This window comes from Pseudoalteromonas sp. SCSIO 43088 (genome assembly GCF_023650795.1).
Lineage (GTDB): Bacteria > Pseudomonadota > Gammaproteobacteria > Enterobacterales > Alteromonadaceae > Pseudoalteromonas > Pseudoalteromonas shioyasakiensis.
Window position 1 is genome coordinate 852,814 of record NZ_CP072676.1, and the last position, 24,882, is coordinate 877,695.

Here is a 24,882-nt window from a genome sequence, read left to right on the forward strand (position 1 = left end):
TTAAAGAGTCCGTTATGCAAACCGATCCGGCGATCAGTCGCCTACTAATTTTAAGAAGTGCCGCAATCGCCGTGCAGTTTGTTGCTGTGATTGCAGTGTATTTTCTTTTTGAATACCAAATCCCCTTACTGCCTTTACTTGCTGTAATTTGTATTGAAGCAATCTTTCAGCTGTTAAGTATATTCGCTTATAGAAAAGTAACGAAAGCCAAGCCAGCAGCTGTGTTGATGCAGTTGACAGCCGACTTATTGTTTTTAACTATTTTGCTCTCCTTAAGTGGTGGAGCAACAAATGCATTTGTTTCGTTATTACTGTTACCGATAATGATAGCGGCGGTGACTGTTAATGCGAAAGGGCTTGCTTACACAGCAGTGCTGGCAATCGCCGCTTATAGTTTTTTACTGATAAAAATGCCCGAACACACCATGCACCAAATGCAGATGACTCATCATTTTATTGGTATGTGGATTAACTTTGTTATCAGCGCCATCGTTATTGCCTTTGTAATTGGCACATTAAACAGCACGTTAAGAGCCCGAGAAGCGACGATTTCCCATACCCGCGAGCAACAATTAAGGCATGAGCAATTATTAACGCTTGATGGCGCTGCCGCACAAGTAACGCATCAACTTGCAACGCCGATAGCAAACTTACAGCTGTTATTTGAAGAGCTTAAAGAGCAGCAAGCTGATGACCCCATTGTGCAAGAAATGGCCAAGCCATTAGCTCAGTGTAAAGAGCAACTTGCTCATTTTAGGTCACTTTCAAATGCACTAAGAACCGGTGAAACACAACAAGTGATTAGTGCTAAAACACTGCAAAACACTATTCAGGATGCGATGACACTGCATTTTCCTGAGCAAAGCTTACAGTGGCTAAATGACGCCCCTGATTGTTCGATTTTAAGTGATGCCATGCTGTTACCGGCTATTTTAAACTTGTTGCAAAACGCCGTATCGGCAAATAACCATAATCAGCAACACTGCATCGAAGCTAAGTGGCAAATCGATGAGCAAATACTTTCATTGTCGTTACGTGATTTCGGTCAAGGATTTAGCGAGCAACAAATGGCATCATTAGGCGGTCAGCTTATGCCAAGTAGCGATGGAATGGGAATGGCAGTTATGCTTTCTAATGTAACCTTAGAGCGCTTAAATGGCTCATTAACACTAAGTAATCACCCACAGCAAGGCGCGATTGCGATGGTTAGTTTAAAAATTGTATGAAACTTTTAATTATTGAAGACGATGTAAACCTAGCCAGCACGCTTGCGAGGCGCTTTACAAAACAAGGCTTCACATGTTCACTTGCTCATAACGCTGAGCAAGCTTTACAAAAAATAACCACTTTTGAGGCAAGCCACTTTCTGGTGGATTTAAAACTCGGGGATGATAACGGCCTTGCGCTAATTAAACCTTTAAGAGAACAATTTCCTTCAGCTCGTATCGTATTGCTCACGGGGTTTGCCAGTATTGCCAGTGCAGTAGAAGCGATACGTTTAGGTGCTGATGACTACTTACCAAAGCCTGTCGATTTCAATTCATTATTAAAAACAATCTTGGGTGATGTTGAAGCTGGTGCCTCATCGGTAAACCCAGAGCCAAGCCAAATAATGTCGCCAGAGCGCCTTGAGTGGGAGCATATTCAACATGTATTGCATAGCAATAATGGTAATATCTCTGAAACTGCGCGCCAACTGAATATGCACAGAAGAACCCTACAACGTAAATTACAGAAAAAACCCGTACAACACTAAATTGATTGTTTATTAAACTGAAACAATGCAAGGTTTAATGCAAAAGTATGATTTAAGTATAAATGGGTACAAATCTCAGCCTTTTTGATTTGCTGCATCGCTGATCCTTAACTAAAGTCAAATTAACCCTGTTAGTTGTATGAGTCTGGTGTATGCATTTTTCTGAACTTAATTTCTTCGCGATTTTTTTTGCTGCCCTTGCATCTTTCTTATTGGGCGCTGTGTGGTATTCACCTTGGCTTTTTAAACGTATTTGGATGGAAAGCTGTGGTTTAACTGAACTTGACCTACAGAGTATTAACCCAGTTATGGTGTTTGGCGGCAGCTTTGTTTTATGTTGTTTAATTGCATTTAGTTTATCGTTATTTATTGGCGCAAATGTCAATGTGGGAGTAGCTGTTGGCACAGGGTTTATCATTGGCTTGTGCTGGGTTAGCTGTGCTTTAGGGATTGGCTATATTTTTGAACAACGCCCATTAAAATTGTTCTTAGTTAATGCAAGTTATTCAATATTACAGTTTTCTGTTATCGGCTTAGTTTTGGGGCTCTGGCCCTAACATGTTAAGGTAAGGTTTTATTTTAGCAATGTAGTTGTAATGGCAAAACCAAACAAAAAAGGCCCGACCAAAACAGTCGATATTTTTTGCTCACAATGTAAAACCCAATTATTTAAATACCGCAAAGGTGGAAAAGGAGCGTTGGTTAAATGTTTTGTTGAACGTATTAGCCAAGACTTTACCAATGAAACAGGTATCTGCCCTGACTGCCAACGTCAATTCGCCCGCGAAACAATGATCCGCGGTGCACCTGCTCTAAAAATTATCGGTGGTAAGGTAACGCATAAGTAGAATTAAAATACGGACATTTATCCTCGTTTATCCCTCATGCTCTGATACTATTGACCGGTTTGCTGTTTCAATGAATGAAAACAACCCTCCCCATGGATTGGGCCAGTTGTATGGGTATAAACACATGAACAAAATGGACTCACGCACGTGATAGCACTTTTATTTGATATTATTGGCATGACAGGCACATTCTTAGTGGTTGGTGCTTTCTTTTTATTACAACTGAATAAAGCATCGCCAACCGGCCTTGTGTATAACATGATGAACTTAACAGGTGCGATTCTGTTACTGATTAGTCTTTGTTATAACTTTAACCTTGCTAGTTTTGTTATCGAAATTTTCTGGATAGCGGCGTCACTTATTGGTTTATATAAGTACATCAAGGCAAAGCGTACTGGTAATGTTGAAACAGCTTAATTAAGCTTGGCTCAATAAAATTAAAACCCATTTTTAGCTAAAAGTGGGTTTTTTGTATCTACTTCCGAGAAGTCTTCAACTAAAACTATAAAAACATTGCAAGCTTGCCAATCTTTTGTATTAATAGTGTAAACAAGGTGTTGCTTTTGCAGCATGGGCTATTAGTACAGGTATCTCGCAGCGTGAAGCTTTTAAGATGTTCAGCACTTTTTTCAATTGCAGTTGCCTCAACCATTCCAATGGTTGCAAATGCGACTGACGAGCAAGACTTATTCTCTTTAAGTTTTGAAGACTTGCTTAATGTGCAAGTCGATATTGCTAGTAAAACCAGCGAAACCTTGTCATCTGTTCCTTCAACCATGAGTGTATTTAGCCGTAAACAAATTCAAGCACTTGGTGTTGATAACGCTTATGAAGTAATGAATTTTGTGCCAGGTATGCAATCAACCCGTGGCGATTGGGTGGGTGCTGTGCCTAAAGATCATGCTCGGGGTGTATATCTTGATAGCGGTAATGTACTGGTGATGATCAATGGTGAGCGAGTTAATGAATCATCATTTGGTAAAGCCTCTGTTTACATGCCTTATATTCCTATTGAAATCATTGAAAAAATAGAGTTTATTCGCGGTCCAGGCTCGGCGCTGTATGGCAGTAATGCGTTTTTAGGGGTGATGAATATTGTTACCTCTAAAGAGCGAAATGCTCTGCAACTTGTGGTTGGCAATAATGGTCGCTACGGGGCAACAGGGCAGTTCAATACCTCTTTAAGTGATGATACCGAACTCTTTGCGAGTTTTTCTTATGATCAAAAAGACGGCGAAAGCTACCCGCAAGGAGTAAAAGATCCTCTTGAGGCGCTTTACCTAGAAGCAGGTGTTGGTTACAAAAAGCTGCAATTACGTGCTCGTTACAACGAAACCTCTCTTGATGAATTTTTAAACCTTGCCGGCTATTCAACGCAAAATCAACACACCAGTGATAACACTTTTGTTGGTGTTAAATATAACTGGATTAATAACGATAAGTTAAAGCTAGATTCTAGTTACTCGTACACTAAACATAATATCTCAAGTGCTGGTTTAATCGCTGCGTTTGACGATATACCTGACTTTTTACTTGGTCCAGCTTGGCAAACGACCGATAGCAAATTTGAGACTGAACTGAGTTATCAATTTGAAAATCAATGGCAGCTTGCAGCGGGTATAGAATACGCAGAGGCTAAACAGGTCGAAGCTGGGGGGCGTACTAATTACTATGATGATGAGTCGATGTTAGTCATTATTGACCCCGCTTATTATCAGCAAGGTATTGTGACGGTGATGGACTTTCCTGAATTTGCATCACTTAAATATACATTCGAAACATATAGCGCCTACGGGCAGTTAAAAATACCTTATTCAGATGCACTTACTTTATTTGTAGGGGCACGATATGACGATGTGAAAGACATCGACAGTAAACTTTCGCCTCGCCTTGCGGGCGTTTATGTAATAAACCCAGAGCATACCGTTAAAGTGCAATATGGCGAATCGTTCAGAACCCCGGTTACGAATGAGCTTTTTTCAAATGATGATGTCACGGTAGGTAACCCATCACTCCGCTCTGAATCGGTCAAAACCACTGAGCTTGTTTGGCATTATCAAACCTCAGAGTTACAGGCTAATGCGGTGCTTTTTTATAATGAACTCAATGATTTTATAAATATTGAGCCAACGCAATCTAATGATGCCTTGTTTACTTTTACAAACTCATTTAACACCCAAAACAGCGGTATTGAACTTGATGGTACTTGGCAATCGAGTAAAGAGTTCTCTGTAACAGGTACTTATACGCAATACTTTGAAGACCCAATTAATGCGAGCTTTAAGCGTTTTGCAAGCTTAGTGAGTAGTTATAATTTATCTGACAGCTGGCAAGTGAGTTTAAACCTACTATGGCGTGATAAAGTAGAAGTAAGTTCAGTTACCGGTGCTCACTTTAAACAGTCTGCCTATAGCTTATTAGGTGGCAGCTTAAAATGGCAGCTAAACGCTAACAGCCAACTAATGCTTAAAGCAGAAAACCTGTTAGGTAAAAAATATAATGTGTTTGATCCACGTATGGACAATGGCGCTGTCGCTGGAACAACAGAAGATTTATCGTTACACTACCAGTTCAATTTCTAGTTGCGCTGCTCTCAAAGGTTTGAATGTCGTCATTAAGTAAAAAGTTAGTTATTGCAGGTGCAATGCTTTTATTGTTGCTTATATTAGTTTTTTACGTTGGACGCGCTCACGACTATCAACAAGCAGAGCAACAAAGCCGTGTTCAAGCTACTCAGTTAAGTCATTATTTTTCAAGCGAATTAGCACGATTTAAAACAATTCCGACCCTAGTGAGTGCCAATGATTTAGTTAAATCTTTTGTGGTTAAGCAAGGTATAGGCGAGCAAGCCGTTAATTATTATTTAGAAGATATTCAACGTGCCAGTGGTGCATCAGATGTCTATTTAATGGATTTAACAGGCTCGGTCGTGGCAAGTAGTAACTGGCAGGTTGATTACACCTTTTTGGGCAGTAATTTTGCTTTTCGGCCTTATTTTTATTTAGCCAAGCAAGGTGAAAAAGTAGCTTATTTTGCTTTAGGTATGCGCTCAAGTGAGCGGGGAATTTACTTTTCAGAGCCGGTTATTGATAAAGGTAAAGTTATTGCCGTTGTCACTTTAAAAGTAAATGCAAAAAAGTTTGAACAAGACCGCCAGCTACTTAATGCATCAGACAGCACTCACTTTTATATCGCATTAGAAGATAGCGTTATTGTGATGTCAGACGTTGAGGATTGGCGTTTAAAGTCACTTGAATCGCTTAACGACGAACAAATGGCTGCTTTAGTTAAGTCGCGCCGCTACTTGTCTCATAAACCAAGTTTACTTAATCATAATCATAAGCCTTTAAGTGAACAAACCGCACAGCAAAATATTCAGCTTAATGGCAAGCAAGCGCGCTTTATTAGCGCCACAGAAACAATAGACATTATAAACGCCAAAGCCAGTGTGCTGGTGGATGTAACTAATGTGGAGCTTGCGCAAATACCTCGGCTGCTTTGGTTTAGTGTGTTTTATGCTATTGCCGTGGTGTTAATTCATATGGCGATGGTGCGCTTTGCGGGCTACAAAAAGCTCTTGTTTTCAAGACATAGCCTTGAGCAAGAAGTAATTGAACGAACCCAAGCGCTCGAAAAAGCGCAAAAAGCACTGATCCAAACAGCTAAGCTTGCAACGATAGGTCAATTAAGTGCGGGCATTAACCATGAAATCAATTAGCCCTTAAGTGCCATGAACACTTATTTAGTAAGTGCAAAGAGGCTGCTTATTAAAGGCAATATTGAGCAAGCCAGCGAAAATTTAGTACTGGTGCAATCTCTAATAGAGCGTGTTCACAAAATTGTCGCTCAGCTTAAGCATTTTAGTAAACCCGCACAAACCCAACTTAGGCAGCAAAGCTTAGCGAGCATGTTAAAAAATGCGTTAATGATCGCCAGCGCCCAGTTAAAGCAAGACGATATCGAGGTAAAAGCTGCTGATATTGATGCAAACATAACGGTGTGGGTCGACAGCGTTAAGTTTGAACAAGTCTTGGTAAACGTGATCACCAATGCCAGCCAAGCAATGAGTGAATCTGAAAAGCGCGAATTGAGTTTCGACCTCGAACTATTCGACGACCGCGTAAAACTCTCTATTCTTGATACAGGCCCAGGTATTGATCAACACGCATTAGGTAACATCTTTGAGCCATTTTACAGTACAAAAACCAGCAACGGTTTAGGTTTGGGTTTATCTATTTCACGACAAATTATCGACTCATTTAACGGTCGATTATCGGCGCATAACCGTCCTGAAGGCGGCGCACAATTTATAATAACCCTACAAACAAATAAGGAACCATCATGAGTGTAGTTGCAGCGACCTGTAATCAGGTAATCGTTATTGATGACGAAGCGGTGATCCGCGATTCATTAAAGCAACTCCTTGAGATTGAAGGTTATCAAGTTCAGTGTTTTAGTGAGCCAACGGCAGCACTTTCAAAATTGAGTCGTCGTTTTGAAGGGATTGTTTTAAGTGACATAAACATGCCAAAAATGGACGGTTTGGCATTTTTAGAACAAGTGAAAGCCTTTGATAGCGAGCTACCGGTTATTTTTCTTACCGGCTTTGCCGATGTATCTGTTGCCGTTAAAGCCATGCAACTTGGCGCTTATGATTTATTCGAAAAGCCACTGACCGAGCAATTGTTAGACTGTATCGCCCGCGCTTCAGAAAAACGTGCTTTAGTGATGGAAAACCGCGCATTAAAAATTGCTGTGGAAAAAACCTCTGCCCCCGGTGTGCGAATTTTAGGTGAAACTGAGCAAATGCAACAAATGATGAATTTACTCAATGCGGTTATCGATACTCCCGCTGATGTTTTAATAGAAGGTGAAACTGGCACAGGTAAAGAATTAGTTGCCCGTTACTTACATGATCAAAGTAACAGATCAGCGGCTAATTTTGTTGCCATAAACTGCGGTGCAAGCCCCGAGCAACTGATTGAAAGCGAACTCTTTGGTGCAGCCAGTGGTGCATACACAGGTGCTACGCAATCTCGCCAAGGTAAGTTTGAATTTGCTAAAGGCGGTACTGTCTTTTTAGATGAAATAGAGTCAACGCCTGCAAGTTTACAAGTAAAGTTATTAAGGGTGCTTGAAGAGCGTAAAGTAACGCCTGTAGGTGATAACCACGCCATTGATTTAGACGTGCGTATAGTTGCAGCTACAAAAGTAGACTTAATGACACTGGTCGAAGCGGGGGAGTTTAGAGCCGATTTATATTACCGCTTAAACTTAGTTAAAGTGAGTATTCCGGCATTACGAGACAGAAAGGCCGATATTCCACTGCTGTTTAAACATTTTAGCTCGATAGCAGCGACACGTTTTCATAAACCGCCTGCACCACTAAGTAGTGAAGCAAAGCAGCGACTTCTTGCTTACGATTGGCCGGGTAATGTGCGAGAGCTTAGAAATCAGGCTGAACGTGCGGTATTGCTAGGCTCTGATCTGGCCTTTGCCTCGTACAGTGATGCAAACAGTGACAACGAGCTTGCTCAAGACTTAAGCCTTGCCGAGAAAATTAGCTTTTATGAGCAGTCACTTATCGAAGAAGCGCTAGAACGAAACAACGGCAGCATAAAAGACACCATGGTCACATTACAAATTGCACGTAAAACCCTCTACGACAAGATGACCAAGTATGGTATTAATCGCGAAATGTTCAAAGACTAAGCAACTCTCTCACATTAAACTCCTCACAATGGGTGGAACTGGTGACAGCACATTTTTAAAAATGTGTGGATATCCACCCATAAAAAACAGCCTCTTTTACGTCAATAAAGTTAATTTACTGTTATTTAAAAGCTTTTTTAAAATTAACTAAGTTGGCAACCAACTTGCCTTAATAGTTAGGAACAACAATTTGAACCTAATAAGGGGCGCATAATGACAACAATATTCACTCATACAAAAACACGCGTAGCGGCGGCTGTGATTTTAGCGAGCACAGCTGGCTCAGCAATGGCAGCAGACTACGCGGTATACGGTAAAGCAGAAGTTCAAATAGCAAACACAGATACAGGCGTTATGCGCTATGCAGATGAAGGTACGCAAATAGAAGCACCTTTTTCTCGTATTGGTATTAAAGGTAGTCACAAACTAACTGAGTCGCTAAAAGCAGTATTCAAATACGAAGTTCAAGTAAAAGGCTTTGAACATGACGATACCAGCGAGCCATTTTCAGCTCGTAATACTTACTTAGGCCTTGCAGGTGATTTTGGTGAAGTGGTTGTCGGCCGTAACGACACTCGTTTTAAATACTCAGAAGGTAAAGTAGACGGTTTTAACGAAACCCAAGCAGATATTGCTCAGTTGATCCCAGGTCAAGACCGTATCGGCGATACCATTACCTACAGCTCAAAAACATACGGTGGCGCATCACTAGCGCTAACTTATGCACCAAAAGATGACAGTAGCAACGATGAAGATGGTTTTGCGGCAACGGTTATTTATGGTGACCGTGCATTAAAATCTAAAGACTACTATGTTGCTATCAGCCATGTTGATGCACTTAATAAGTTAACAGCAAGCCGCGTTGTTGCAGCATGGAAACTTGAAAACCTACAGTTAGCGGGTTTATTCCAGCGCAGCGAATCAACCGACGGTACGAAAGAAGGCAATGGCTATGCACTTAGCGCAAGCTATTCAATCGATAAATGGGTACCTAAGCTGCAATATGTTAAAGACGACTCAAAAATTCGCCATGCTGAAGAAGGTAAACAATGGACAGCAGGTGTTGACTATGTTTTTGATAAACAAACCACAGCATACTTATTCTATACTGATTTAGATTTAGAACTTGAATCAGACAACAGCGTTGCAATTGGCCTTAAATACAAGTTCTAAGGAGTCGGTATGTCATTAGTAAATCAAACAAAAGATGGCTCACAGCCACGCCCATTAATGAGCACAGTGATGTTACTACTGGGCCCATTAGTAATGTTATTAACGTGTTTAATTGATCCACCAGCGGGTATGAGTGTATCAGCACTACGTACCGCAGGCCTTGCATTTTGGATGGCTTCTTGGTGGGTAAGCGAAGTTGTGCCAATTCCTGCTACTTCATTATTGCCACTGGTTATATCACCTCTTGCTGGCATTGCAGCAATCAAAGGGGTCGCGTCACCTTATGCACACCCTTTGATCTTTTTATTCTTAGGCGGCTTTTTGATCTCAATCGCGATGGAGCGTTGGGGTTTACATAAGCGTATTGCACTTAATACCATGCTTCGTGCTGGTACTAAGCCAAGCCTACAAATTTTAGCCATGATGTTAGTAACGGCATTTTTATCAATGTGGATGTCAAATACAGCAACTGCTGTGATGATGTTACCAATTGCTATGTCGATTACTATGTTGGTTAAACAGTCTAACCCTGAAAATGATCAATTTGGTAAAGCGTTGTTATTATCAATCGCTTATGGTGCAAGTATCGGTGGTATTGCTACTTTAATTGGTACCCCACCTAATGCACTTATGGCTGCGTATTTATCAGACAGCTACAAAATTGATATTGGCTTTGCTGAGTGGATGAAAGTAGGTGTACCTCTTGCAACTGTTATGCTGGCTTTATGTTGGGTTTGGTTAACTAAGTTTGCTTATAAAGTAGATACCGATTGTGCCAAAGCAGCAAGTAAAGATACTAAGTCGTTATTCCTATCGCAGTTACAAGAGCTTGGTGCAATGCAGCGCGCTGAAAAAGGCGTAGCAGCCGTGTTCGTTTTAGCGGCAGTATGCTGGATCTTCAGACCTGTACTTGCCGACTTATCGGGCTTAAAAATCTCTGATACGGGTATTGCTATTGCTGCAGCATTATTATTGTTCGTGTTACCTGCAAACAAAGGTGATGGTGAGCGTATTCTTGATTGGGAAAGTGCCGCTAAAGTACCGTGGGGCGTGTTACTACTATTCGGTGGTGGTTTAACACTGGCTGCGCAAATGAAATCATCTGGTCTTGCTGAATACATTGCTCACATGATTGAAGGGGCGAGTGCAATTCCATTGGTGTTAAGTGTTCTAGCAGTGGCAACCTTAATTACTTTCTTAACTGAGATCACTAGTAATACAGCTACAGCGGCAGGTTTCTTACCACTATTAGGCCCAGTTGCTGAGTCAGTATTTGGTACACCGCTGGTATGGGTCATTCCAGCGGCTATTGCGTGTAGCTGTGCGTTTATGATGCCAGTTGCGACACCGCCTAATGCAATAGTGTTCGGCTCTGGGCAAATTCAAATGCGCGATATGATCCGCTCTGGCTTTGCACTGAACATAATTGCTATTGCGATGATCACGGTAGTTACTATGACTATTGCCGCAGTGGTATTTGGTTTTTAGTTAAGCCTTTAAGTTTTCAACCTATTCCAACCAATAACAGCGCTCACTATGAGCGCTGTTTTTACATTTATAAAGTTGCTCAGATAAATTTAGCTAGTTATAGTGGCTAAAATCGTTTATCAAGAGATGATGTTTTGACAGATATACACGCACAATTACAGAGTGAATTTATAAAACTCAACGATGCTTTTATGGCCGAGCCTTATTTAGCTATTGATCAGCGTATAAAGCTGTTAAAAACGATTAAATCCCGCCTAATTGAAAATGAGCAAGCCCTAGTTGCAGCAACAAGCAAAGACTTTGGTTACCGTACTGAGTTCGATACGGTACTGGGTGATTTACTGCCAACGGTAAAATCATTAACCGACATCATCAAGCGCTTACCCAAATGGTCACGAAACGAATCACGCAGTGTGGGTATCAGTTTATGGCCTTCATCGGCACATATTCATTACCAACCTAAAGGGGTCGTGGGTGTTATTGCGCCATGGAATTACCCCATTCAATTAGCATTAGTACCGGCTCTTAGCGCATTAGCGGCGGGTAATCGCGTGATGTTAAAACTAAGCGAATTTACCCCACATACCAATGCTGTTATTAAGCAGATAATGGGCGGTGACGTTGCTGAGCACTGCATTATTGTTGAAGGCGAAGCCGATACTGCCGCCTCTTTTTGTGATTTACCTTTTGCTCATTTACTATTTACTGGCTCAACATCAGTAGGGCGTAAAGTGATGCAAGCGGCCAGTAAAAACCTCACCCCAGTGACCCTTGAGTTAGGCGGTAAATCGCCGGTTGTGATTCTTGATGATGTGAATATCAAAGAGGCTGCAAAAACCCTGTTATTCGGCAAGTTAAACAACGCAGGGCAAATATGTGTTGCTCCTGATTATGTGTTTGTGCCCAAAAAGCTTGAGCATCAGTTAGTTCTGCAACTCAGTGAGCTTTATAAAAAGCACTTTAAACAAGGTGTTGAAGGTAAGAATCTCACGTCTATTGTCTCTGATAGACAATATCAACGTTTAATTGCGACATTAAATGATGCAAAAGACAAAGGGGCTCAAGTATTCGAGCCAATAGAAGGGCATCAAGTCGATGAACTTAAACATCGCATGGGTTTGCATATTTTAACGCAACTAAATGACGATATGCGGGTAATGCAAGATGAGATCTTTGGCCCTTTACTGCCAATTATGAGTTATGAATCACTGCAACAGGTGATTGACACCATCAATGCCGATTCATCACCTCTTGCCTTGTATATTTTGGGTCATGACAAAGACAAAATCAGCAAATTAAGCGCATCAATCAGAAGTGGTACATTGGCAATTAACGATGTATTGATGCAAGTAACAGCCGATCAGTTACCATTTGGTGGTATTGGTGAGTCTGGGATGGGGCACTATCATGGTATTGAGGGCTTTAAAACCTTTAGCCATGCACGAAATACCCTGGTATCAGGTAAGTTTAATCCACGTACCAGCTTATTGTTAAAGCAAAATAAGTTGCTGATCAAATTATTAAAATGGATGTACTTGCGCCGTTAAGCGCAAGTACACTGCTTGTTATAGACGCCCATCAGGTGCGTATAAACCAGCCTGAATTTTTGCATAAATCGCGTCTGCTTTTTCTTTCGCAGCTTCAATTTCTGCAGGCATCATATTGCGCTCGTCAAGCTTACGGCTATGGCTTGCATCCATGTTGCCGTTGTATTCAGCAATGGTATTCCAAATGTATGATTTCTCGAGGTTCTTAGGAACACCTAAACCTTCATAATACATCAGGGCCATATTGAACTGAGCAAGAGTAAAGTTATTCGCTGCCGCCTTTTGGTACCAGCTGAGTGCTGTGCGGTAATCTTGAATTACCCCTTCGCCATTGGCGTACATAACCCCTAAATTAAACTGAGCTGCCGGGTGATTTTTTTGTGATGCCATTTCATATAATGAAATTGCTTTTTCTTTATCAAGTTTGACACCTTTACCTTCTTGATAAAGTACACCTAATGCAAACATTGAATCAGCATGTACTTTTTTTACTGCCTTTTCGTACAACTCTGCTGCTTTACGGTAGTCGCGTTGCACACCAAAGCCACCTTCGTACATTTTAGCAAGCTCATACATTGCAGGGGCATAACCTCTGTCTGCAAGGTAATTAAATTCATGAAGCGCTTCTTCAAAACGACCTTCATTTGCCGCTAATTGGGCATCTTCAAGACTGGCATTTGCTAAAGGTGACAAGATTAACGTGCTAGCGAGCAATAGTGATTTAAAATTAGGCTTGATCATAGTCTGCCTCCAAATGTGTGTTAGGTATCAATAACAAAGCATTGAGCTATTGATAAAATGCATTGCCAAACAGCCACTGAGCAAAACATCACTTTTAGTTTAGACCCAACAGCTGCAAATGCCCAATTTATAGACAGCGGCAAGCTTTGCAATTAACAAGTAGGCTTAAGATACAGATTTTACAGAAAAATTAAAGAAATAAAAAAAGCCCGTATCGGGCTTTTTCGTGTCATATCTACCGTCACCGATATGAGCAATGTAGCAAGTAAAGTGTAACGTTTTATGTCTATGTTTGGGTCGAGGAAACAGGTGACAATCAAGAGTTACGTCTTGAACTAACTTGGTTAAACAGCATCAAAGCCTTTAACAGTATGATGTTGCTGTGAGAATAGTTTAGCTAACCAAGTTGTTGATAACGATTATTACTTAGGTTTAGCCGTTCGTCAATACTTAAATGATAATTAATTTCATTTAATTGCTATTGCTGAATATTTGTTCTCGGTGGTATGTTTACTTTGTTTTGAAACAGGATTTGAAAAAACTACAATGAAAAAGCTATCAAAGTATTTAATCGTATTTAGTTTGTTGTTCACCGTTGCTGGGTGTTCTCCTAGCTTTACTTACAATAACTTAGGTTGGTTATCAGGGTTTTGGATTGATGATTATGTTGACCTCAACAGTGACCAAACTGATAAATTTAAGCATATCGTCAAAACCAGCCGCGATTGGCATCGAGAAACACAACTCCCTTTATACAAACGTGATCTTGAAAGCTTAAAGTCCATGTTAGATAAGCAAGTTGATCATAACGAGCTTAAAGCACACTTCGTACAAGCAAAGCAGCATTGGCAAACGCTGGTTGATAAAATCGAGCCTGAACTTATTGATTTAGCAAACTCTCTTTCATATGAACAGCGAGTTGAGTTTGTTGCTGCACTGCAAGAAAACATTAACGATGAGTACAAAGAACACGAAGAGAAATCGCCTGAGCAACATAAAAAAGAACGTTTAGAAGAAAACCTTGAAAACTATAAAGAGTGGTTCGGTACCAAGCTATCTGCACAGCAACAAACACTGATAGAGAACTCATCAAATACTCGAGTCAGTACATTTTTACTGTGGATGCAATACAAACAAAAGCGTTTAGATACATTAAAAACGCTGTTTATGCAAAAGCAAAAACCAGCAGATTTTAACCAACAACTTGCTGTTATTATTAATGATCGTTTTGCCTTTATGAGCGATGAGTTAGTTGCCGCCGATGATAAAAATCTCGATAACTACGTTAACTTACTATTGGAGCTAAAGCCTACGTTAACCGAAAAACAACGTCGTAACATTCACGATGAGTTTGATGAGTTAATTGAAGAGGTCAGTGACTTGATTAATGATTAGCTGCTAGGTGCTCGCTGTATTTGGACGCGCTGTAAAATCGCTTCCTGTTAGCATCTTGTACCTCATAGCACATTTTATGATTTGAAAATCAAAATTAAAAAGTATTAGTTTTTCTGGTGTTTATGTAAACGTTTGCATTTTTATGCAAGTTTGCTTAATAATTTGTTCCTATAATTCTTGTTTCGCGTTAAAATTAGGCAACTTAAACAATAACGAGAAACCTGATGGATATTGGGGCGCTAAGAGGCACTCAAGCATTACGAAATAACGTTCTTAAATGGATGGGCTTTTGTCTTGGTGTACTTGCAGGAATATTCGCTGGTTTTAATCTTTTTATTAATGACTTTTTTGTTCTTGGGGCATTAGAAGTCGTTTTTGCATCGTTTTGTTTTTATATCTTTTTTTATACTCGAAAACGCAATGGTCATCTTTGGCAATCACTCACATTGTGCGTTTTCTTATCGCTACTCATCACGTTAGGCACGTATCTCAGCGACATTAAAAGTTTGTTGTTTATTTGGACTTGCTCACTACCGGTCTTGTTTTATCTGTTATTAGGTAAACAATACGGCAAAGTTTTGTCGCTGATAGTGGCTGTGCTACAAGGTGTTATTCTATTAACCAAGCCAAGTCTTGAACCTCTCAATAGTGTTAACTTTTTACTTAATTTTTCGTTTACCTACATCAGTATATGGGCGGTGTCTCATACTTTTGAGAATAGTCGTGCACAATATGGTAAGCGGCTCGAAAACTTAGCCTTACTTGATCCTTTAACCGGGGCAGGTAACCGCTTAGCGATGACCCATTATTTTGAAGTTGAGCTAAAAAACAAAAATGGTTTGTTTATTTTAATGCTAGACCTTGATTACTTTAAGAATATTAATGATCAATACGGCCACGATGTGGGCGACCGCATTTTAATTGAAGTAACCAGTTTCTTCAGGCAGCGCATTAACAGAGGCTATGTTTTTCGTATTGGTGGTGAGGAGTTTGCTATCTTCTTACCTGACAGCGACCCGCAAAGTGCCTATGAATTTGCAGATATGCTGCGCGAGCACTTAGCAACAACCATCCACAACATAGACGAGCAAGCTATTAATTTGACTATTAGTATTGGTGTGGCTTGCTACATGCCAAATCAAACCCTAAAAAACTTTATTAAGCGTGCTGACGATGCACTATACCAAGCAAAACAGCAAGGCCGAAATAGAGTGGTAACGGCTTATGAATTAAGCAAACAAAATAAAGCGAGTTAGTGGCTATTCAAGCTTAGCAAGTTAGCCTTTGTACATAGTGTCAAAGTCAGGAATGTTTGCTTCCCACACTGGAATATCTTTGCCTATGTATTCACGCATAGCATCAAAGAATAAACGTGTTCTTACTGGTAAGTCTCTGTGTGGGTAAACTGCATACACCGCACTGTAATCGAGTAATTCCATATCGGTTAAAATAGGTACGAGATCGCCACGTTTAACTTCATCATCAAGAATAAAAGCCGGTGCTAGCACATAAGCATTGCCTGAGATAGCCTTCATCAAAAGTACTTCGGCATCGTTCGCACGAAAGACGCTTTTGATATTTTGTTCAATAATATCGCCATCGGCATTACGATAACGAATACCGCCAATGCGTTTACTTGGGCTTGAATAGCTAGCAGCAGGTAATTCTTTTAAGTCTTCAACATGTTTAGGCATACCGTATGTTTCGATGAACTCAGGTGAGGCTAAAAGTAACATACGGTTGCGGGCGATTTTACGAGCAATGAATGACGAGTCTTTTGGTTCGCCAACACGAAACGCTAAATCATAGCCCTCTGATACTAAATCAATCAGTCTGTCGTCTAAACGAAGCTCTACTTCAACTTGCGGAAAACGTTTTTGAAAGTCATTAATTACAGGCTGAATATAACGCTTACCGATAATACTTGATGAAGTAATTTTTAAAGTACCACGGGGTTCTTGGTGGTAATTCTCTGCAAGTCTTACGGTATCAGATAACAAATCTCTCAGTTCAGCTGCTTTTTTTACCATTTCAGCGCCAGCGGCAGTCAACGAAAAAGAGCGCGTGGTTCGATTAAGTAAACGCACTCCTAATTCATCTTCAAGACGGCTAATTTGTTTTGAAATGACAGAACGGTCTATATTTCTAGACTCTGCGGCCTTGGCAAATGAGCCTCGTTCAATCACTTCAAGCAACATTAATAAGCGGCTGGTGGTATCCATAGCAGTTCCTTAAACTTTATTGGTGCCATTCTGGCATTAATGAATTTAAAAATCTATCATTTTTATCCGCTAATTAGTTCCGTAACATTGTCTCCAATCTATCAACAGGAGAGTCGTGATGAACAAATCTATTCTTGCAGTGGCAGTGACCATTGCGAGCTTAACGCTTGCAGGATGTGGCACAGAAGCCAATCAAGCAGCGCAGCAACAGCAATTACAACCAATCGATGTAGCACAAGTGCTTGTTAAGCCGGTACAAAATTGGCACACCTATACAACGCGTTTAGAGGCTCCACAAGAAGTTGCGCTTATGCCGCGAGTTTCGGGTGTTATCGATAAAATTAACTTTAAAGAAGGTGACAGCGTTAAAGAAGGTGATTTGCTTTTCACCCTTGATGCTCGTCCATTTGCTGCCGTAGTAGATAGCTTAAAGGCACAAATCGAAAGTGCTAAGGCAGCACTTGAGCAAGCTAAAAGTGAAGCAAAACGCGCAGATCGCTTAACAGAGCGAAAAGCGATTTCAACGGAGCAAGCTGAGTCTCGTAAATCAACACTAAGACAACGCGAAGCACAATTGCTAGCACTACAAGCTGAGCTTACTGCCGCTGAGCTTGATTTAGCATTTACGCAAGTGCGTTCGCCAATTGATGGCGTTGTATCTCGCGCGAATATCACCAAAGGTAACAATGTTCTTGCAGGTCAAAGCGTATTAACAAGCATTGTTTCAAACCAGCAAATGTATGCTTATTTTGATATTGATGAGCGTACGTGGAATCGGTCATTTGCTGATGTGACAGCGCAAAGTGAACAAGCGGTTGTGATGCAAAAAGTGGGTCAAACCAGCTTTAACTACAATGGCAAAATCAACTTCATTGATAACCAAATCAACGAAACTACCGGCACTCTTCGTGTACGTGCAGTGTTTGAAAACGATGAACAACAATTACGTGCGGGTTCATTTGCTCGTATCAAGCTTGCTGCCAATAAAGTGAGCGAAAAAGTCATCGTGCCAGAACGTGCAATTGGGACTGATTTAAAGAATCGCTTTGTACTTACCGTAGGTGAAGGCAATGTTCTTGAATATAAATTAGTGACTGTGGGTGAGCGTTACGGAAGCTTACGAGCGATTACATCGGGTCTAAACGAAAATGATGTGATTGCTGTGAATGGCCCGGCGCGTGTTGGTCCTGGTATGCCTATTTCACCAAACACAGTCACTATTAATAGCGATGGAATTGCATTCACTCTTTCAAATAATCACTCAGATTTGGTTGCTAAACAGTAGGTCAAAATGAAATTTTCACACTTTTTTATCCAGCGACCCATCTTTGCAGCGATGCTGTCGCTTATCTTTCTCATCGCAGGGGCAATCTCGTTATTTCAATTGCCAGTGAGTGAGTACCCAGAGGTAGTGCCTCCAACTGTTGTTGTGACGGCAAGTTACCCGGGTGCAAACCCAACGGTAATTGCTGAAACAGTGGCGACGCCGCTTGAGCAAGAAATCAATGGTACTGAAAACATGTTGTATATGTTTTCGCAAGCAACCAGTGATGGTCGCATGACGTTGACGGTAACCTTTGCATTAGGCACTGATTTAGACCGTGCACAAGTCCAAGTGCAAAACCGTGTAAATAGTGCACTACCACGCTTACCGCAAGAAGTTCAGCGTTTAGGTGTTGTAGCTGAAAAATCATCACCAGATTTAACCATGGTGGTGCATTTATACTCACCAGAAAAAACGCATGATACAACTTACTTAGCGAACTATGCTGATTTGTATATCAAAGACCAAATTGCCCGTCTTCCTGGTGTGGGTGATGTTCGTATGTTTGGTGGTGGTCAATACTCAATGCGTGTTTGGCTTAACCCTGATGCACTCTCTGCACGTGACTTAACAGCCATGGACGTAGTAAATGCATTACGCGCGCAGAACCAACAAGTAGCTGCGGGTAGTTTAGGTGCACAACCAACTTCGAAAAGTAATCAATTTCAAATTCTGATGAATGTAAAAGGGCGCTTAAGCTCAAAAGAAGAATTTGAAAATGTGATCATCAAAGTAGGTGAGCAAGGTCAGCTTACACGTTTAAGTGATGTTGCACGCCTTCAGTTAGGCCAAGACACTTATGCACTAAGAGCGATGTTAGATGGTCAACCAGCCCTTGCTATGCCGGTATTCCAGCGCCCGGGGTCAAATGCGATAGAGCTTTCTGATCAAGTGCGTGAAACCATGAAAGGTTTATCAAAAGACTTTCCGGCTGGTGTTGAATACGACATTGTTTATGACCCAACTGTATTCGTACGCGGCTCAATTGATGCTGTTATTAAAACGCTACTAGAAGCAATTGCATTAGTTGTAATCGTTGTTGTGGTGTTCTTACAAACTTGGCGTGCATCGGTTATCCCATTGATTGCGGTACCAGTGTCTTTGATTGGTACGTTTGCGGTTATGCAATGGTTGGGTGTGTCGATTAATACATTATCGCTATTCGGCTTGGTTCTTGCCATTGGTATTGTTGTTGATGATGCCATTGTTGTGGTTGAAAACGTTGAGCGTAATATCGAGCAGGGCTTATCGCCACTTGAAGCAACCCGTGTCGCGATGACCGAAGTAACAGGACCAATTATTGCCATTGCACTTGTATTGTGTGCGGTATTTATTCCAACAGCGTTTATTACGGGGTTATCTGGTCAATTTTATAAGCAATTTGCATTAACCATTACTATTTCAACGGTTATCTCTGCGTTTAACTCGTTAACACTATCGCCTGCGTTATCGGCGTTGTTACTAAAAGGTCATGATGCAAAACCAGACCGTTTAACTAAGTTATTAAATCGCATATTCGGTAATTGGCTATTTAAACCTTTTAACCGCTTATTTGATAAAGGCGCCAATGGCTACGAAAAGCTGGTGCAAAAACTGATTCGTATGAGTGTAATTGTATTAGTTGCGTATGTTGCGCTTGTTGGTGGCACAGTTAAATTGTTCGATGCTGTACCAGGCGGTTTTATCCCACAGCAAGATAAGCAATATTTAGTGGCTGTGGCACAGCTACCAGATGCGGCAAGCTTAGATAGAACTCAAGAAGTCGTGCAAGAAATGGAACAAATTGCATTACAAGTACCGGGTGTTGCAAACACAGTGTCGTTTCCTGGTTTATCTGTGAATGGTTTCACAAATAGCCCTAATAGCGGCATTGTATTTACACCGCTTGCCCCTTTTGAAGAGCGTCAAGATCCGAGTATGTCGGCAATGGCGATTGCAGCTCAGTTAAATCAAAAGTTTGCCAGTATTGATGAAGCGTTTGTTGCGGTATTCCCGCCACCGCCAATTCAAGGTTTAGGTACAACGGGTGGCTTTAAACTGCAAATTGAAGACCGTGCTAACAAAGGCTTTGAGGCACTCTTTAATAGCTTACAAGCAACCATTGCTAAAGCACAGCAAGACCCTGCGTTGATGGGCCTTTACTCAAGCTTTAGAATTCAAGTGCCACAAATGGATATCGACATTGACCGTGAGCAAGCGCTTATTCAAGGTATTCCACTTGATGAAGTATTTAATGCCTTACAAGTGTACTTAGGTTCTGTGTACGTAAATGACTTTAACTTGTTTGGTCGTACTTATCAGGTTAATGCACAAGCTGATGCCGATTACCGCCAAGATCCTGAGCAAATTTTGAATCTTAAAGTGCGTAACCGCATGGGTGAGATGGTGCCTTTAGGGTCAGTATTAACGGTAACGCCAACAACAGGCCCAGATCGTGTAATGCACTATAACGGTTATCCAACAGCTGAATTAAATGGTAGCCCAGCGCCAGGTTATAGCTCAGACCAAGCACAGCATGCGATTGAAGCAATTCTTGCAGAGACATTACCAAATGGTATCGAGTTTGAGTGGACAGAAGTAACTTATCAGCAAATATTAGCGGGTAATACCATGGTGTATGTTTTCCCACTCGTTGTATTGCTTGTATTTATGGTACTTGCTGCGCAATACGAGAGCTTAAGATTACCACTGGCTATTATTTTGATTGTGCCTATGACGATTTTCTCGGCCTTGTTGGGTGTGTGGTTTGTTGGTGATGACAACAACATCTTCACGCAAATCGCATTAATCGTACTGGTTGCACTAGCAAGTAAGAACGCCATCTTAATGGTTGAGTTTGCACGAGATCAGCATAAAGGGGGGGTGTCTCACCTTGAAGCTATCATCAAAGCGTGTCGCTTACGACTTCGCCCAATTTTAATGACATCAATTGCCTTTACGGCAGGCGTTGTACCCCTTGTTTTAGCAACAGGTGCTGGTGCTGAGATGCGTCATGCCATGGGTAACGCGGTATTTTCAGGCATGATTGGTGTAACTGTGTTCGGCTTATTGTTCACCCCGGTATTTTATATGTTAGTCACAAAAAAATTGCAGAAGGAGCAACACGATGCATAAGCCTCTTCATGCACTCTTTAAACACGGCAAACTAGTTAGTGCGATGCTGTTAGCCGGAGCACTGGCAGGCTGCGCACAAAGCGTCGATATGCAAGAGCAGCAAGTGAGCTTGACACAATTTGTTAGCGATACACAAATTGGTGAACAAAACGAAGGTGCGAGCGAAAATAACTGGTGGCGCCGTTTAGATTCAGCGCAGTTAAACAATTTAGTGACTGATGCTTTAGCAATGAATCACGACCTAAAAACCAGTCAACTTCAACTTGATGCAGCCATTGCCCGTTTAGGTGTAGCCCGTGCGGATTATTATCCGCAGGGCAGCCTAAGTGTAGGCGCAGAACGCAGCAGCTTAGATGGCGCAATTTCGCGCCAATCAAACGCAGGCGTTAATGTTAATTGGCAGCTTGATTTGTTTGGTCGTATTACCGCGCTTGTCGATGCTGCTAATGCAGGTGCACTAAACCAAGCCGAACAGTTAAGAGCATTACAGGTTGAAGTGGTTTCAGCTGTGGTGCAAGGCTATGTCAGCTATCAAGGTAATGTGCAAAAGCAAGCTATCATTGAGATGCAAATCGAGGCACTCGAGCAAAGTATTGATGTGCTCAAAGCGCGAGTAGAAGAGGGGGTTGCGAATGAGCTTGACCTTAATCGTACCCTTGCGCAGTTAAAGCAGCAACAAGCGCTTATTCCTGAGCTTAGCTACTTGCAATATCGTGACCTCGCAACCCTTGCGGTGCTAACAGGGCGACTTGCAAGCGATATAACACTGGTTGAAGAGCCTGAGTTATTAAGCCATGAATTTAGCGTGTCGTTTACTAAAGCCAGTGAAGCAATGGCACTGAGACCAGATATCACCAGTGCTTTATATCAGTTTAGTCAGGCTTATTCGCTAAGTGTTGCCGCCTCAAAAGCATTACTGCCAGATATTAGTCTGGCCGGGTTTGCAGGTGTGGTGAGCTTAACCAGCAATGGCTTAGAAGATACCGTGCAACAATGGCAAGTAACGCCAAAAGTTGAATGGTCATTACTCAGCTATCCTGCATTATTAGCGCAGCGTGATGCACAGCAGTTTTTAAGTGAAGCCGCTTACAGTGACTATCAAAGTAAAGTATTAAAAGCCATTAGCGATAGTGAACTTACTTTACAAAGACTAGTCAAACAGCAGCAACAGTTAAGTTATGCTGATCAGCGTTTTAATTATGCGAATAAAGCATTTGGTCAAGCTCAAGCAATGTATCAAGAAGGACAAATTCCTTACTTAGAGTTGTTAGATGCGAGACAGGATGTTTTAATAGCGCAAGAGAACGCTGTTGATTCAACAATTGCTTCGTTACAGGCCAAAGTAAGTGCTTATCAAGCGTTTAATGGTCGCTGGAGCTTTGAACTAAACAACCTTTAACCCAGAGTATTAAATGTCACATATTCAACAAACTACAGAACTTCCGTCAACAATGCGCGCGCTCGCACTGCTTGAGCCAAATGACGCGATTGCGTTATCTGAGCTTTCTGTGCCAGTACCGAGCCCTGAAGGCAACGAGCTCTTGATAAAAGTTGAATATGTGGGCTTAAATCATGGTGATGCCAACTTTGCAAAACAAGGTTTTTGTAAATGGCATTACCCTCATGTATTAGGCCATAATGCTGTTGGCGTGGTTGTTCAAGCAAATAAAGGTGTATTCCCTGGTGTGGGCGCACGTGTTGTATGGCACGCCAGCCTTGGTGACCAAGGTGTGTTATCTGAATACACAACGGTACCAAACTATGCGGTATCGGTTGTGCCAGATAACGTTTCACCGGCAGACGCTGCAACCTTACCTTGTTCAGGTATGACGGCATTAATTGCTCTTGATAAGTTGCAGCTAAGCGAAGGGGATTCACTGTTTATTGATGCAGGTGCAGGCGGCGTTGGCCAATTCGCTATTCAATTTGCCAAGCAACGTGGTGCAACCGTGTTTACCACTGCCAGCAAACACAATCATAAGCTACTTAAGCAATTAGGTGCTGATGTGGTGTTTGATTACAAAGACCCAAAACTTGAAGATAAAATTCGCCGTGAATTAGGTCCGCAAGGTTTTGATGCGGTGCTTGATTGTATTGGTGGCGATACTACTATTCGCAACGTTGAGCTAATGCGCTTTTGTGGCCGTATTGCTTGTTTAAATGAATTACCTAAGTTTGAGCAAGAACTTATGTTTAGACGCGCACCAAATATTGGCATTGTATCGTTAGGCGGAGCGTGGCTTGCAAATAGCTTATGTGCGCAGCAAAAGCTAAGCTTTATGGGTAACTTATTACTCGATAATGCAGCCCGTGGCGAGATAAAATTACCGCAAATCCATGCTGTTGATTTTACTGCAGAGGCTGTTTCAGCTGCTTTAAATAAACAACTTGCTGGTGGCTTTACCGGTAAACAAGTTGTGCAAGTAAGCGGCTAATCTTGCAAACTCACTGCCCAGTCATCTTGTTTGATGGTCAGTGCAATCTGTGCCATTTTTGTGTTCAGTTTATTGTTCGCTTTGATAAGCAAATAACCTTTAAGTTATGCCCCATGCAAAGCGATAAAGGTGAACGTTTACTAAAGGCGCATCAAGTTGACGATCCACTTTCTTCAATGTTAGTCATTGATAATAACCAGCTATACAAACAAAGTGACGCTGTGTTATTTATCGCAACTCAATTAGGTTTTCCATTCTCTTTGGCTAAGGTGTTCAAGCTGCTGCCAAAAGGCTTTCGCGATCGTATGTATGATTGGGTTGGCCGTCATCGTTATCGTTTTTTTGGCAAACAGACACAGTGTAAGTTACTGACTGAAAAACAAAAGCAGCATTTTTTATAAACATTTAAAGCAAAGCTTGCTATTCTCGTTATTGGGAACAAATAACAATAATAACAATATGAACATTCTCTTTCTAATCCTAAGTTCGGTTTACATTGCTTTACTGCTCTTTATACCATCATTAACTCAGCCTATTATGGCGCTATTTAAAACATTACCAATCGGCCTGTTGATTGTGATGGTGTTAAAAGGGCGTAGTCAGTTACAAAATCGCACTTTTATTACTTTATTATTCGCTCTTAGTTTTTCAGCACTAGGTGATGTGTTGCTAGCCCTTGATACGGGGCAATTGTTTATAGGCGGTTTAGCGGCATTTTTTGTTAGCCACGCTTTTTATATCATTACCATGTTGCCAATTAAAAACTGGCGACTAGACGTTGTACTTCTTTATCTATTTTTGGCCATTATCGTTTTTTGCTTATTTTATCCAAACTTAAATGACATGCTCGTCCCTGTGCTTTTCTATATGTTGGTACTTACCATAATGGCAAGCCTTACTTGGATGACGGATAAGTCGAACGGCTTTTTAGTGTTAGGTGGGGCAGTGTTTGTAATATCAGACTCTATTCTTGGCCTTAATCGTTTTTATTTAGAAATAGCGCATGCAGATATCGCAATAATGATAACGTATTACATTGCGCAATTTTGTTTGGTGATAGGATTTTTGCAAGCAACAAGTAAACATAAATAGCCGCAGTGTTGATTGCCGTGATAAAATATGCGCGT

The 24,882-nt window shown here is 41.2% G+C and carries 22 protein-coding genes; 20 read left to right on the forward strand and 2 right to left on the reverse strand.

The window, feature by feature from the left end; translation table 11 throughout:
• The first annotated feature begins 14 nt into the window (after positions 1 to 14).
• From J8Z28_RS21620 to J8Z28_RS21670, 12 genes are all read left to right on the forward strand, one after another.
• Positions 15 to 1,226 carry a sensor histidine kinase gene (locus J8Z28_RS21620; RefSeq protein ID WP_250660624.1) on the forward strand — a complete coding sequence of 404 codons (1,212 nt, stop codon included), beginning with the start codon at positions 15 to 17 and terminating at the stop codon, positions 1,224 to 1,226.
• Positions 1,223 to 1,756 (forward strand): response regulator transcription factor, encoded by a 534-nt coding sequence (locus tag J8Z28_RS21625; protein ID WP_250660625.1) that lies wholly within the window; start codon positions 1,223 to 1,225, stop codon positions 1,754 to 1,756. The genes J8Z28_RS21620 and J8Z28_RS21625 overlap by 4 nt, the downstream gene beginning before the upstream one ends.
• A gap of 152 nt (positions 1,757 to 1,908) precedes the next feature.
• The gene (locus J8Z28_RS21630; RefSeq protein WP_175080102.1) at positions 1,909 to 2,313 is read left to right on the forward strand and encodes a DUF1761 domain-containing protein; all 405 of its coding nucleotides are present in this window, start codon (positions 1,909 to 1,911) and stop codon (positions 2,311 to 2,313) included.
• 39 nt (positions 2,314 to 2,352) lie between these two features.
• A complete protein-coding gene (locus tag J8Z28_RS21635) occupies positions 2,353 to 2,604 on the forward strand; it encodes a hypothetical protein (RefSeq protein ID WP_054563976.1) in 252 nt (83 codons plus the stop codon).
• A gap of 147 nt (positions 2,605 to 2,751) precedes the next feature.
• Positions 2,752 to 3,021 carry a CBU_0592 family membrane protein gene (locus J8Z28_RS21640; protein WP_054552127.1) on the forward strand — a complete coding sequence of 90 codons (270 nt, stop codon included), beginning with the start codon at positions 2,752 to 2,754 and terminating at the stop codon, positions 3,019 to 3,021.
• Between the two features lie 182 nt (positions 3,022 to 3,203).
• Positions 3,204 to 5,186 (forward strand): TonB-dependent receptor plug domain-containing protein, encoded by a 1,983-nt coding sequence (locus J8Z28_RS21645; protein WP_250660626.1) that lies wholly within the window; start codon positions 3,204 to 3,206, stop codon positions 5,184 to 5,186.
• Positions 5,187 to 5,209: 23 nt separating this feature from the next.
• Positions 5,210 to 6,322: a sensor histidine kinase gene (locus J8Z28_RS21950; protein WP_350338395.1), complete on the forward strand. Its 1,113-nt coding sequence runs from the start codon at positions 5,210 to 5,212 to the stop codon at positions 6,320 to 6,322.
• 12 nt (positions 6,323 to 6,334) lie between these two features.
• Positions 6,335 to 6,949: a sensor histidine kinase gene (locus J8Z28_RS21955; protein ID WP_350338396.1), complete on the forward strand. Its 615-nt coding sequence runs from the start codon at positions 6,335 to 6,337 to the stop codon at positions 6,947 to 6,949.
• The gene (locus tag J8Z28_RS21655) at positions 6,946 to 8,316 is read left to right on the forward strand and encodes a sigma-54-dependent transcriptional regulator (RefSeq protein WP_250660627.1); all 1,371 of its coding nucleotides are present in this window, start codon (positions 6,946 to 6,948) and stop codon (positions 8,314 to 8,316) included. Before J8Z28_RS21955 ends, J8Z28_RS21655 begins: the two co-directional genes overlap by 4 nt.
• 213 nt (positions 8,317 to 8,529) lie before the next feature.
• Positions 8,530 to 9,489: a porin gene (locus J8Z28_RS21660; protein ID WP_250660628.1), complete on the forward strand. Its 960-nt coding sequence runs from the start codon at positions 8,530 to 8,532 to the stop codon at positions 9,487 to 9,489.
• A gap of 57 nt (positions 9,490 to 9,546) precedes the next feature.
• Positions 9,547 to 10,977: an SLC13 family permease gene (locus tag J8Z28_RS21665; protein ID WP_250660902.1), complete on the forward strand. Its 1,431-nt coding sequence runs from the start codon at positions 9,547 to 9,549 to the stop codon at positions 10,975 to 10,977.
• A 191-nt stretch (positions 10,978 to 11,168) separates the two neighbouring features.
• Positions 11,169 to 12,524 carry a coniferyl aldehyde dehydrogenase gene (locus J8Z28_RS21670; RefSeq protein ID WP_250660903.1) on the forward strand — a complete coding sequence of 452 codons (1,356 nt, stop codon included), beginning with the start codon at positions 11,169 to 11,171 and terminating at the stop codon, positions 12,522 to 12,524.
• An 18-nt stretch (positions 12,525 to 12,542) separates the two neighbouring features.
• Here the strand turns inward: J8Z28_RS21670 and J8Z28_RS21675 are convergent, their stop codons facing one another.
• On the reverse strand, positions 12,543 to 13,265 hold the full coding sequence (locus J8Z28_RS21675; protein WP_054563984.1) for a tetratricopeptide repeat protein: 723 nt from the start codon (positions 13,263 to 13,265) through the stop codon (positions 12,543 to 12,545).
• A gap of 546 nt (positions 13,266 to 13,811) precedes the next feature.
• On the opposite strand from J8Z28_RS21675, the gene J8Z28_RS21680 reads away from it, so the two are divergent.
• Together J8Z28_RS21680 and J8Z28_RS21685 are read left to right on the forward strand one after the other, a co-directional pair.
• On the forward strand, positions 13,812 to 14,660 hold the full coding sequence (locus J8Z28_RS21680) for a DUF6279 family lipoprotein (protein WP_250660629.1): 849 nt from the start codon (positions 13,812 to 13,814) through the stop codon (positions 14,658 to 14,660).
• A 224-nt stretch (positions 14,661 to 14,884) separates the two neighbouring features.
• Positions 14,885 to 15,916: a GGDEF domain-containing protein gene (locus tag J8Z28_RS21685; RefSeq protein ID WP_250660630.1), complete on the forward strand. Its 1,032-nt coding sequence runs from the start codon at positions 14,885 to 14,887 to the stop codon at positions 15,914 to 15,916.
• A gap of 21 nt (positions 15,917 to 15,937) precedes the next feature.
• Here J8Z28_RS21685 and J8Z28_RS21690 read toward each other — a convergent pair whose 3' ends face one another.
• Positions 15,938 to 16,882 carry a LysR family transcriptional regulator gene (locus tag J8Z28_RS21690; RefSeq protein ID WP_055199166.1) on the reverse strand — a complete coding sequence of 315 codons (945 nt, stop codon included), beginning with the start codon at positions 16,880 to 16,882 and terminating at the stop codon, positions 15,938 to 15,940.
• A gap of 118 nt (positions 16,883 to 17,000) precedes the next feature.
• On the opposite strand from J8Z28_RS21690, the gene J8Z28_RS21695 reads away from it, so the two are divergent.
• From J8Z28_RS21695 to J8Z28_RS21720, 6 genes are all read left to right on the forward strand, one after another.
• Positions 17,001 to 18,167 carry an efflux RND transporter periplasmic adaptor subunit gene (locus J8Z28_RS21695; RefSeq protein ID WP_062565532.1) on the forward strand — a complete coding sequence of 389 codons (1,167 nt, stop codon included), beginning with the start codon at positions 17,001 to 17,003 and terminating at the stop codon, positions 18,165 to 18,167.
• Positions 18,168 to 18,173: 6 nt separating this feature from the next.
• Positions 18,174 to 21,320, forward strand: a complete 3,147-nt coding sequence (locus tag J8Z28_RS21700) for an efflux RND transporter permease subunit (protein WP_250660631.1) — start codon at positions 18,174 to 18,176, stop codon at positions 21,318 to 21,320.
• Complete coding sequence (locus tag J8Z28_RS21705) at positions 21,313 to 22,719, forward strand: TolC family protein (RefSeq protein ID WP_250660632.1); 1,407 nt, start codon at positions 21,313 to 21,315, stop codon at positions 22,717 to 22,719. The genes J8Z28_RS21700 and J8Z28_RS21705 overlap by 8 nt, the downstream gene beginning before the upstream one ends.
• Before the next feature lie 13 nt (positions 22,720 to 22,732).
• Positions 22,733 to 23,755, forward strand: a complete 1,023-nt coding sequence (locus J8Z28_RS21710; protein WP_250660633.1) for a zinc-binding dehydrogenase — start codon at positions 22,733 to 22,735, stop codon at positions 23,753 to 23,755.
• A 26-nt stretch (positions 23,756 to 23,781) separates the two neighbouring features.
• A complete protein-coding gene (locus J8Z28_RS21715) occupies positions 23,782 to 24,156 on the forward strand; it encodes a thiol-disulfide oxidoreductase DCC family protein (protein WP_250660904.1) in 375 nt (124 codons plus the stop codon).
• 136 nt (positions 24,157 to 24,292) lie between these two features.
• Positions 24,293 to 24,847 carry a lysoplasmalogenase gene (locus J8Z28_RS21720; RefSeq protein ID WP_250660634.1) on the forward strand — a complete coding sequence of 185 codons (555 nt, stop codon included), beginning with the start codon at positions 24,293 to 24,295 and terminating at the stop codon, positions 24,845 to 24,847.
• Positions 24,848 to 24,882: the final 35 nt, after the last annotated feature.

What these genes read in the sequence shown, in the direction of transcription:
- J8Z28_RS21705 (WP_250660632.1), top strand. Translation starts at nt 21,313, where the DNA reads ATGCATAAGCCTCTTCATGCACTCTTTAAACACGGCAAACTAGTTAGT.
- J8Z28_RS21630 (WP_175080102.1), top strand. Translation starts at nt 1,909, where the DNA reads ATGCATTTTTCTGAACTTAATTTCTTCGCGATTTTTTTTGCTGCCCTT.
- J8Z28_RS21950 (WP_350338395.1), top strand. Translation starts at nt 5,210, where the DNA reads ATGTCGTCATTAAGTAAAAAGTTAGTTATTGCAGGTGCAATGCTTTTA.
- J8Z28_RS21660 (WP_250660628.1), top strand. Translation starts at nt 8,530, where the DNA reads ATGACAACAATATTCACTCATACAAAAACACGCGTAGCGGCGGCTGTG.
- J8Z28_RS21625 (WP_250660625.1), top strand. Translation starts at nt 1,223, where the DNA reads ATGAAACTTTTAATTATTGAAGACGATGTAAACCTAGCCAGCACGCTT.
- J8Z28_RS21635 (WP_054563976.1), top strand. Translation starts at nt 2,353, where the DNA reads ATGGCAAAACCAAACAAAAAAGGCCCGACCAAAACAGTCGATATTTTT.
- J8Z28_RS21700 (WP_250660631.1), top strand. Translation starts at nt 18,174, where the DNA reads ATGAAATTTTCACACTTTTTTATCCAGCGACCCATCTTTGCAGCGATG.
- J8Z28_RS21710 (WP_250660633.1), top strand. Translation starts at nt 22,733, where the DNA reads ATGTCACATATTCAACAAACTACAGAACTTCCGTCAACAATGCGCGCG.
- J8Z28_RS21690 (WP_055199166.1), bottom strand. Translation starts at nt 16,882, where the DNA reads ATGGATACCACCAGCCGCTTATTAATGTTGCTTGAAGTGATTGAACGA.
- J8Z28_RS21680 (WP_250660629.1), top strand. Translation starts at nt 13,812, where the DNA reads ATGAAAAAGCTATCAAAGTATTTAATCGTATTTAGTTTGTTGTTCACC.
- J8Z28_RS21665 (WP_250660902.1), top strand. Translation starts at nt 9,547, where the DNA reads ATGAGCACAGTGATGTTACTACTGGGCCCATTAGTAATGTTATTAACG.
- J8Z28_RS21955 (WP_350338396.1), top strand. Translation starts at nt 6,335, where the DNA reads ATGAACACTTATTTAGTAAGTGCAAAGAGGCTGCTTATTAAAGGCAAT.
- J8Z28_RS21670 (WP_250660903.1), top strand. Translation starts at nt 11,169, where the DNA reads ATGGCCGAGCCTTATTTAGCTATTGATCAGCGTATAAAGCTGTTAAAA.
- J8Z28_RS21655 (WP_250660627.1), top strand. Translation starts at nt 6,946, where the DNA reads ATGAGTGTAGTTGCAGCGACCTGTAATCAGGTAATCGTTATTGATGAC.
- J8Z28_RS21685 (WP_250660630.1), top strand. Translation starts at nt 14,885, where the DNA reads ATGGATATTGGGGCGCTAAGAGGCACTCAAGCATTACGAAATAACGTT.
- J8Z28_RS21675 (WP_054563984.1), bottom strand. Translation starts at nt 13,265, where the DNA reads ATGATCAAGCCTAATTTTAAATCACTATTGCTCGCTAGCACGTTAATC.
- J8Z28_RS21620 (WP_250660624.1), top strand. Translation starts at nt 15, where the DNA reads ATGCAAACCGATCCGGCGATCAGTCGCCTACTAATTTTAAGAAGTGCC.
- J8Z28_RS21720 (WP_250660634.1), top strand. Translation starts at nt 24,293, where the DNA reads ATGGCGCTATTTAAAACATTACCAATCGGCCTGTTGATTGTGATGGTG.
- J8Z28_RS21695 (WP_062565532.1), top strand. Translation starts at nt 17,001, where the DNA reads ATGAACAAATCTATTCTTGCAGTGGCAGTGACCATTGCGAGCTTAACG.